8 protein-coding genes are annotated in these 7,199 nt (G+C 63.1%); 1 reads left to right on the top strand and 7 read right to left on the bottom strand.

Annotation, left to right across the window (positions count from 1 at the left end):
* A partial coding sequence (locus AC1D1P_RS10275) for an ATP-binding cassette domain-containing protein (RefSeq protein WP_477672895.1) occupies positions 1–152 on the bottom strand: 152 nt, incomplete at its 3' end.
* 380 nt (positions 153–532) lie between these two features.
* On the opposite strand from AC1D1P_RS10275, the gene AC1D1P_RS10270 reads away from it, so the two are divergent.
* Entirely contained in the window at positions 533–2,278 is a 1,746-nt protein-coding gene (locus tag AC1D1P_RS10270; RefSeq protein ID WP_477671426.1) for a DEAD/DEAH box helicase, read from the top strand.
* Positions 2,279–2,370: 92 nt separating this feature from the next.
* Here AC1D1P_RS10270 and AC1D1P_RS10265 read toward each other — a convergent pair whose 3' ends face one another.
* The 6 genes from AC1D1P_RS10265 to AC1D1P_RS10240 all read right to left on the bottom strand — a co-directional run.
* On the bottom strand, positions 2,371–3,120 hold the full coding sequence (locus AC1D1P_RS10265; protein WP_477657613.1) for a FadR/GntR family transcriptional regulator: 750 nt from the start codon (positions 3,118–3,120) through the stop codon (positions 2,371–2,373).
* Between the two features lie 9 nt (positions 3,121–3,129).
* Positions 3,130–3,516, bottom strand: a complete 387-nt coding sequence (locus tag AC1D1P_RS10260) for a cupin domain-containing protein (RefSeq protein ID WP_477671425.1) — start codon at positions 3,514–3,516, stop codon at positions 3,130–3,132.
* 64 nt (positions 3,517–3,580) lie between these two features.
* Positions 3,581–4,657 (bottom strand): L-idonate 5-dehydrogenase, encoded by a 1,077-nt coding sequence (locus AC1D1P_RS10255; RefSeq protein WP_477671619.1) that lies wholly within the window; start codon positions 4,655–4,657, stop codon positions 3,581–3,583.
* Between the two features lie 27 nt (positions 4,658–4,684).
* A complete protein-coding gene (locus AC1D1P_RS10250) occupies positions 4,685–5,452 on the bottom strand; it encodes an SDR family oxidoreductase (protein WP_477672894.1) in 768 nt (255 codons plus the stop codon).
* An 8-nt stretch (positions 5,453–5,460) separates the two neighbouring features.
* Positions 5,461–6,531, bottom strand: a complete 1,071-nt coding sequence (locus AC1D1P_RS10245; protein ID WP_477671423.1) for an ABC transporter ATP-binding protein — start codon at positions 6,529–6,531, stop codon at positions 5,461–5,463.
* Between the two features lie 21 nt (positions 6,532–6,552).
* Positions 6,553–7,199, bottom strand: a 647-nt coding sequence (locus AC1D1P_RS10240) for a carbohydrate ABC transporter permease (protein ID WP_477672893.1), incomplete at its 5' end; no start/stop codon positions are given.

The raw sequence follows: 7,199 nt of genomic DNA, 5'->3' as shown, positions 1-7,199 counted from the left end.
ATCTTGAGCAGCGTGGACTTGCCGGAACCGTTGGTGCCCAGCACGCCGATCTTGGCGCCCGGGAAGAAGCTGAGCGACACCTCTTTAAGGATATGGCGCTTGGGCGGCACGATTTTGCCGACCTTGTTCATAGTAAATACGTACTGAGCCATCAGGATTAACTTTGGTAAAAATGAAAACAATGCAGGAAAACGGGCTGCTTGCCGCCTGTACATGCTATTTCTACAGGCTGTCAGCAGGCTTTCTTGCGGGCTGGAACGACACGCCGCGCCTGGGCRCAAACGCCTTTTGGCAAAGCGTGTTTTATGCGTGAATGCCTCCATTATCGTTGCTGTGCGACAATACAGGCGTTGCTGGCTCCAGTTGCCTTCAACATTTGGGCACATCCGGGTACCGCTTCAAGTGGCTGCTTACGATGTAAAACGTAATGTTTAGGGCCCACTTTCTGACCCCATCTGCCTTTGACTGGCGGGTTTGCCTTTCAACAAGGCACCCAACAGGCCGATCTAAAGCGCCACACAGGCGCAACATCATGACATTTGAAGAATTGAATCTGGCTCCGGCCATTCTGAAGGCCGTGCTCGAGCAGGGCTACGACACCCCCACCCCCATCCAGACCCAGGCGATCCCCGCCGTGCTCAAAGGCGTGGACCTGCTGGGCGGCGCCCAGACCGGCACCGGCAAGACCGCAGCTTTCACGCTGCCCCTGCTGCAGCGCCTTTCCACCGAAGCGCGCCTGACCAACCGCCGCGGCGTCAACGCCGTACGCGCCCTGATCATGACCCCCACCCGCGAGCTCGCGGCCCAGGTCGAAGAAAGCGTCCGCACCTACGGCAAATACACCGACCTCACCTCCATGGTGATGTTCGGCGGCGTCGGTATGGGCGCCCAGATTGAAAAACTGCGCCGCGGCGTCGATATCCTGGTCGCCACTCCCGGCCGCCTGCTGGACCACGCGAGCCAGGGCACGCTGGACCTGAGCCAGGTACAGATCCTGGTGCTCGACGAAGCCGACCGCATGCTGGACATGGGCTTTATCCACGACATCAAAAAAGTGTTGGCCCTGGTGCCCAAGCAAAAACAATCGCTGCTGTTCAGCGCGACCTTCAGCGATGAAATCCGCGAGCTCGCCAACGGCCTGCTGAAGAACCCCGAATCCATCCAGGTCACGCCGCGCAACACCACGGTGCAGCGCATCACGCAGACCATCCATCCCGTCGGGCGAGCCAAGAAAAAAGCGCTGCTGACCCACATCATCAACGAGCACAACTGGAGCCAGGTGCTGGTGTTCACCCGCACCAAGTTCGGCGCCAACAACGTGGCCGAACACCTGACCAAAAACGGCATCCCCGCGATGGCGCTGCACGGCAACAAGAGCCAGACCGCCCGCACCCAGGCCCTGGCCGATTTCAAGAGCGGAACGATTCGCGCCCTGGTGGCCACTGACATCGCCGCCCGCGGCATCGACATCGACGAGTTGCCGCACGTGGTGAACTACGAAATCCCGAACGTGAGCGAAGACTACGTGCACCGCATCGGCCGCACCGGCCGCGCCGGGAACAGCGGCGAAGCCGTCAGCCTGGTCTGCCTCGATGAAGAAGGCTTCATGCAGGACATCGAGCGCTTCACCAAGCAGAACATCGAAAAAATCGTGGTCCCCGGCTTTGAAGCCGAAGCCGGCGAGCGCGCCGAGCCGCTGGCCATGGGTCGCCAGACCATCTGGGGTGGCCTGGGCAAGCCGCCAAGCCGCGACGTGATGCAGGCTGCCGCCAAAGCAGCCCGTACTGAAATGATGCAGCGCATTCGCGACACCAAGGGCGCACAGCCCGCGCGGGGTGCAGGTGGCGGTAACGGCGGCGGCAATGGCGGCGCGCGCGGACGCGGTCCCGCAGGCGGCGGCAACGGTGGTGGCGGTAACGGCGGCGGCAGCGGCCGCGGTCCCCGCACACCCAACCCCGGCCAGCCACGACAGGCTTCGGGCTACTCACAGAACGGCCAGCCGCCACGCCAGCAGGCGCAGCGCCCGCCGCGCGACGACCAGCAGCCACGCGCACCCCGCAGCGAGCCGAGGGAGCCGCGCAACGACTTTGACAACCAGCAACCCGCCAGCCACGCCTCCTCGGGTTTCCCGTCCTCCGGCCAGCCCACGGGCGGCAACCGCGGCAACTACCGGGGCGGCAACCGCTCTGGTGGTGGTAATGGCGGCGGTGGTGGCGGCGGCGGCCGGGGCAACGGGCCCCGCCGGCCTGGCGGTCCCGGCTCGTTTACCGGCCGCTAAGCGCTAACGGCGGCGATCCCACTGCGTGGGTGCCGCCATGCAACTGTCCGGCGCGGCATAAGGCTGCAAAAGGCCAATTCCGCACCTCAGGCTCAAGCTGCTTTCAGCTGCTTGGCCGGATTGCTCAGTTTGGGCAAACGGCGCCGCGAACCGAGCACCAGCTCGATATCCTCGTGCGCGCCGTCAATCAGCACCAGAATGGCTTTTTCGGCCTTGGCCGGGTTGCGCGCGATCACCGCATCCAGCACCGCCCGGTGCAGCGGCAGGGAGCGCTTGGGCCCGTCCTTGCGGATGGTCGAAATTTCAAAGCTGGTGCGCAGCAAGGCACTGAGCGCCTTGCTCATCTGGACCAGCATGCGGTTGTGCGCGGCACGCAGCAGGCCCTGGTGAAAACGCAGGTCGTAGGTGACGTAGTCGCCGCCGCCTTCCACGGCGCGCTTCATACCGGCATAGGCATCCTCGATCCCGGCGATCTCTTCCGCCGTGGCCCGCTCGGCGGCCATGCGCACGGCGGCTGGTTCCACCAGGCGCCGCAGTTCCAGCAGGTCACGTAAAAATTCGGGCGTGATGCCGGCCTTGGCCTTCCAGGCGATGACGTCGGGATCGAACCAGTTCCAGTGCTCCTCGGTCAGCACGCGGGTGCCCACTTTGGGCCCGGTGGTAACCAGCCCCTTGGCGATCAGTGACTTGACCGCTTCGCGCACCACCGTGCGGCTCACGCCCAGTTCCTCGCAAAGCACCGGCTCCGGCGGCATGGACATGCCGGCGGTATAACGGCCCGCGACGATGGCTTCCCCGATGTGGTCAACCGTGTTGCCGTGGACGTTTTTCATGGTGGCCATGGGGTTCCTTTAGCCTCGCACAAACAAGGTGACCAACGGGTCCGAACCTACCTGGCGGCTCCAATGGCCATGCACGGCCGGATCGAAGGTGGCGCCGGCCGGCAGCAGGTCCGCAGAGTAGAAATGCTGTCCGGGCTTGAAGATGCGGGAAATTCCACCCTGCAAGCCGATCTCCATCTCGCCGCCCAGAATGAATACCCACTGGCCGTGCGGCGAGCAATGAAACTGGCTGCGAAAACCTACCGGGCTGTGGCGCAACTGGTAGCCGCCTGAAGGCATCAGCGTGGACAGCATGGATTGCGGATTGCCCTCCGGCAGCGGAACCTGCTCTTCGCGGAACTTTGCGAGGCCGTCGGCGTCGTCTGTGTAGAGAATAACTTTGGTGAAGGTGGTCAAAAAAGCTCCGTGTTCGTGTTCATGTGTTCGTTCTGGATAAATCCGGCGTGCAATTTCCCGCGTCTCAGGCCCCAGCCTGCGCAAGCCCGGCCCTGGCCGCAGCATCAGGCGCAAACTGCAGCAGCACCTTCATGGCCCTACCCTTGTCGCCAGCCAGCTTGAAGGCGTCCGTCGCCTGGTCGAAGTTCATGATATCGGTGATGACCGGCCGGCCATCGATCAGGCGCTTGTTCAAAAACTCCACCGCCACCGCGAACTCGGGGTGGAAGCGGAAGGTGCCGCGCAGATCGATCTCACGCGCCACCAGCGCGTTCATCGGGATCTTGATGTCGCCGCCCAGCCCCACGGCCACAATCACACCGCGCGGGGCGACGACCTGGAGCCCGGACAGCAGCGCGCGTTCATTGCCTGAGGCCTCGAACATGACGTCGAAGTAGCCCTTCTCCAACGCATACGGCGCCAGCGCATCGGGCTGCGCCGAAAGGTTGATCGCCTTGTCCGCACCCATCTTGAGAGCGCAAGCCAGCGGCAACTCCGCAATATCCACCGCCACAATCTCGGCCGCCCCGGCGCGCCGCAGGCCCGCGATCAGCAAGGCGCCGATGGGCCCACAACCGGTGACCAGCACTTTCTTGCCGAACACGACGCCCGCGCGATTGATGGCATGCAGGCCGACCGACAGCGGCTCAGCCAGCGCAGCCTCCGACAAAGAAATATCTTCGGACACGGCGTAGGCCTGCGTTTGATCGATCACCAGCGTTTCGCGGAATGCGCCCTGCACGTGGGGAAAACGCATCGCGCTGCCGTAGAAACGCATGTCCAGGCAATGGTTGTGCTGGCCGAGCTGGCAGTATTTGCAGACGCCGCAAGGACGCGATGGGGACACAGCCACGCGTTGCCCGGGTGCGAAACCCGCGACTTGGTTGCCCACTTCGCTCACGATGCCCGAAACTTCATGCCCCAGCACCATCGGCTCCTTGATGCGCACCGTGCCGAAGCCGCCGTGCTGGAAGTAGTGTAGGTCCGAGCCGCAGATGCCGCCGAAGGCAACACGCACGCGCATCTGCTTCGGGCCGACGGGCTCGACTGCCTGCGAGTCAAAGCGCAGATCCAGCGGGGCGTGGCAGACGATGGCGCGCATATTCATTGAAGTTCAGCTCACAAAAAATCAAAGTTGGGCGGTGACCCCGCCATCGACATACAGCACATGCCCGTTCATGAAGCTGGACGCATCGCTGGCCAGAAAAACCGCCGCCCCCGCCAGTTCATGCACTTCGCCCCAACGCCGGCTCGGCGTGCGGCCGATCAGCCAGGAATTGAATTTCTCATCCGACGATAGCTTCTCGTTCAGCTCGGTCTTGAAGTACCCCGGCCCGATTGCATTGCACTGAAGGCCATGCGGACCCCAGTCGATCGCCATGCCCTTGGTCAGCATCTTCACCGCACCTTTGGTCGCCATATAGGGCGAGATTCCCGGCCGGCCGATCTCGCTTTGCACCGAGCAGATGTTGATGATCTTGCCGCGCTTGCGCGGGATCATCTTGCGTGCCACGGCCTGGCCCACCATGAAGACGCTGTCCAGGTTGGTGCGCATGAGCTTGCGCCAGTCCTCTTCGGCAAACTCTTCCAGCGAATTGCGGATCTGCATGCCCGCGTTGTTGAACAGGATGTCGATCGGACCGATGGTTGACTCGATGGTCTCCACCGCCGCCTTCACCTCCCCGGAATCCGTCACGTCAAACGCGCTCACATGTGCGGTGATGCCTTCGCTGCGCAGCAGGGCCGCGGCCTCTTGCACCTTGGCGGCATTGCGCCCGTTGACCACCACCGCCGCGCCGGCCTGACCGAGCCCGCGCGCAAGCGCCAGGCCAATGCCGGCTGATGACCCCGTGACGAGCGCCAGCCTGCCGTTCAGCTTGAATGAGTCGGCGACCATGGCCGCGCTCACGACAGGCGCTGACCGCTGTCGCCGTTGAAGACGTGGGCCTTGCCCGGCGCCACGTCCAGATGAATGATGTCGTCAGGCTGCGCATCGGTGCGGCCATGCATGACGACAATGATCTTGCTATTGCCCACTTCCAGCAGCAGCTCGGTTTCCGCGCCCGTCGGCTCGATCACGATCACCTTGGCAGGGATGCCTGTGCCGGTCGTGGAGACCTTCAGGTCGGTGGGCCTTACGCCATAGTTCACCGCTTGCCCGTCCACCGCATTGGCCAGCGCCTGCGCCGGCCAGGAATGCCCCTCTGCTTCCACCCAGGTGCGGCCATCCGCGACGCGAAGCGTGCCCTTCATCACGTTCATCGACGGCGAGCCGATAAATTGCGCGACGAAAAGGTTGCCCGGCCGGTCGAACAGCTCCAGCGGCGTGCCGATCTGCTCGATGATGCCGTCGTGCATGACGACGATGCGGTCAGCCATGGTCATGGCCTCGATCTGGTCGTGCGTCACGTAGACGGTCGTGGTCTTCAGGCGCTGGTGCAGCGCCTTGATCTCGGCCCGCATGGCAACACGCAGCTTGGCATCCAGGTTGGACAGCGGTTCGTCAAAGAGAAATACCTTGGGGTCGCGCACGATGGCCCGGCCCATGGCCACGCGCTGGCGCTGGCCGCCTGACAGCTCGCGCGGGAAGCGGTCGAGCAACGGGTCGAGGTTCAGGATGCGCGCCGCGTCACCCACGCGTTTGTCGGTGATCGCCTGGTCGGCCTTGCGCAGTTTCAAGCTGAAGGCCATGTTGTCGCGCACGGTCATGTGCGGGTAGAGCGCATAGCTCTGGAACACCATCGCGATGTCGCGATCCTTGGAGTCGAGGTCGTTGATGACCTTGCCGTCGATGGAGATCTCGCCACCGGTTATCTCTTCGAGCCCGGCCAGCATGCGCAAAAGCGTGGACTTGCCACAGCCCGAGGGGCCGACGAGCACAACGAATTCGCCATCGCTGATGTCGAAACTGATGCCGTGAATGATCTTGACCTTGCCGAAGGACTTCTCGATTTTGTTGAATGCGACGGATGCCATTTTGTTTATTTTTCCTGTGAATCAGCTTTTAACGGCGCCGGCCGTGAGGCCTGCGACCATATAGCGCTTGAATGCGTAATAAATTGCCGCAGGCGGCATCGCGTAGATAAGGCCCGTGGTCATGAGCAGTTCCCATGGCGAGTCGTCGGCCGAGAGGAAATTGCCCAGCGCCACCGCCAGCGTCACGCTGTCGTCCTTGGACAGCAGCAAAAAGGCGTAGAGGTATTCGTTCCAGGCAAGCAGCAACGCGTACGTCCCGACCGCCACCAGCGAAGGCACCATCAATGGCAGGTAAACGAGGCGAAAGAGTTGCATGGCCGTGGCCCCGTCCATCCTCGCGGCTTCATCCAGTTCCCAAGGCAGCTTGTCCGACGCCTGCTTGAGCACCCAGATGCAGTACGGCGAGGCGATCGTCACCATCGCCAGGATGAGCGCCCACTGGTTGTTGAGCAGGCCATAGTTGCCCATGGTCTTGTACATGGGCACGGCCAAGAAGGCCGCGGGGATGAAGTAGGTGAACAGTGCCATGTTCATCACCGTACGGCCGCCGGGAACCCGCAAACGGCTGATGGCAAAGGCCGCGCAGGTCGACACGAACAGCGTGAGCACGCCGACCGACACGGCGATCAGCAAGGAATTCCACAGCTGGATCCAGAAATGGTCCAGGT

It is taken from the genome of Polaromonas sp. P1_E1_2, from assembly GCF_056406035.1.
This window is presented reverse-complemented; position numbering and strand designations above follow the sequence as displayed.

Coding starts and splice junctions, on each gene's coding strand:
- AC1D1P_RS10250 (WP_477672894.1), bottom strand. CDS start 5,452: ATGGTCGCCGACTCATTCAAGCTGAACGGCAGGCTGGCGCTCGTCACG.
- AC1D1P_RS10245 (WP_477671423.1), bottom strand. CDS start 6,531: ATGGCATCCGTCGCATTCAACAAAATCGAGAAGTCCTTCGGCAAGGTC.
- AC1D1P_RS10270 (WP_477671426.1), top strand. CDS start 533: ATGACATTTGAAGAATTGAATCTGGCTCCGGCCATTCTGAAGGCCGTG.
- AC1D1P_RS10255 (WP_477671619.1), bottom strand. CDS start 4,657: ATGCGCGCCATCGTCTGCCACGCCCCGCTGGATCTGCGCTTTGACTCG.
- AC1D1P_RS10265 (WP_477657613.1), bottom strand. CDS start 3,120: ATGGCCACCATGAAAAACGTCCACGGCAACACGGTTGACCACATCGGG.